A 1598-nucleotide genomic window follows, 5' to 3' on the forward strand; every position below is an offset into this window, starting at 1 on the left:
GGGGAGATCGGCTGTCACTACAGCCTTCGCCAATTCACAACGTCGCAAAACGAGGGCAGTCGGCGAAGCTGCCAATCTCCCCCCTTGAGGGGGAGATGGCCGGCAGGCCAGAGGGGGGCGCTCAAGCTGGAGGTTGGCCAGAAGGGGTCGGCACGACTGGGCTCCAGGTTCGCTTCTTCGCCGACGGCAATTTCTACACACCCGATCGCAAGGCGCGCTTCGTCGCCATCCGCCCGACCACGGAAGTCCGCACCAGTCCCGACTATCCGCTGATCCTCAACACCGGCCGGATCCGCGACCATTGGCACACCATGACGCGGACCGGCAAAAGCCCGCGGCTTTCGCAGCACATCGCCGAGCCATTCGTCGAGATCCACCCGGTGGATGCGCAGCGCTTCGGCATCGGTGACGCCGACATCGTGCGCGTTTCCAGCCCGCGCGGTGACGTGCTGGTGCGCGCGCTGGTGACGATACACCAGCGCCAGGGCAGCCTGTTTGCGCCGATGCACTGGACCGATCAGTTCTCGGCAAAGGGCCGGCTCGACACGCTGACCGCGCCGCTGACCGATCCCATTTCCGGCCAGCCGGCGCTGAAACATGTCGCCGCCCGCATCGAGAAATTCGCCGCAAAAGCCTTCGGCTTTGCGGTGACGCGGCATAGGCCGTCGCCCGATGCCGCGGCCTATTGGGCCGTGGCCAAATGCAAGGGCGGCTGGCGGGTCGAGCTTGCCTTTGCCGAAGACGACATCGACTGGGCCGGCTTTGCCGGGTCACTGTTCGGCGCGTCACCGGGTGCGGAAATGCTCGCCTATCATGACTGCGACGCCGGCCAGCATCGCATCGCCGCCTTCGACGGCGATCAACTGTCAGGCGCCTTGTTCGTCGCGCCCGGCCCGGTCGCCGTGTCGCGCGGCTGGGCGGCGGAACAGTTAAGTGCCGATCATGTCGACCGGCGCGGAAGGCTGGCGATCGTGGCCGGACGGCCGGGCGGGGTCGACGTCGATCGCGGCGCCATTGTCTGCTCCTGCTTCGGCGTCGGCGCCAACCAGATCGCCGAAGCGGTGCGCCGCGGCTGCGGCAGCGTCGCGGGGATCGGCGCGGCCCTGCATGCCGGTACGAATTGCGGCTCCTGCCGCGCGGAGATCAGGGTCATCATCGACGCGCAAAGTCTTCAAGCAGCCGAGTGATTGTCCCGACCAAAGGGGCCTGCGCGACGGCGCTGGTTGGGCTATGGTGGGCGCAAGCGTGCTGCGCACGAATCGTCTTCAGTCAGGGTCATCCCAATGGCAAATCCCCCGCGCCGACCGACAAATCCGATGGAGGCCGCCGAGGCGGCTTTCAAACCGGTGAAGAAGCCGGCCGCTCCGGTGCGCGAGCCGCCGGCCGCTCCAGGCGTCAGGGAGCTTGTTTCGATCCGGATCGACCGCGCCGTGCTGGACCACTTCCAGGAGGATGGGCCGGGCTGGCAGGACCGCATCAACGACGCCTTGCGGCAGGCGATAGAAGGCAAGCCGACGGCCGGCGGTTTGGACGACGAGTAGCGCCCATCGCTTCGTCATCCACGGGCGGAGCAAGGAGCGTAGCGACGCGGCGCAGAC

2 protein-coding genes are annotated in these 1598 nt (G+C 67.4%); both read left to right on the top strand.

Annotated features, from left to right (window positions below; translation table 11 throughout):
* The coding region (locus EOC06_RS36975; RefSeq protein ID WP_245470413.1) for a molybdopterin dinucleotide binding domain-containing protein at positions 1-1187 on the top strand (1187 nt) is incomplete at its 5' end.
* A gap of 96 nt (positions 1188-1283) precedes the next feature.
* Complete coding sequence (locus EOC06_RS36980) at positions 1284-1541, top strand: BrnA antitoxin family protein (RefSeq protein WP_127397291.1); 258 nt, start codon at positions 1284-1286, stop codon at positions 1539-1541.
* Positions 1542-1598 lie beyond the last annotated feature (57 nt).

Origin of the sequence: Mesorhizobium sp. M7A.F.Ca.MR.362.00.0.0 (assembly GCF_004023175.1) — a bacterium.
Classification (GTDB): domain Bacteria; phylum Pseudomonadota; class Alphaproteobacteria; order Rhizobiales; family Rhizobiaceae; genus Mesorhizobium.

What these genes read in the sequence shown, in the direction of transcription:
- EOC06_RS36980 (WP_127397291.1), top strand. Translation starts at nt 1,284, where the DNA reads ATGGCAAATCCCCCGCGCCGACCGACAAATCCGATGGAGGCCGCCGAG.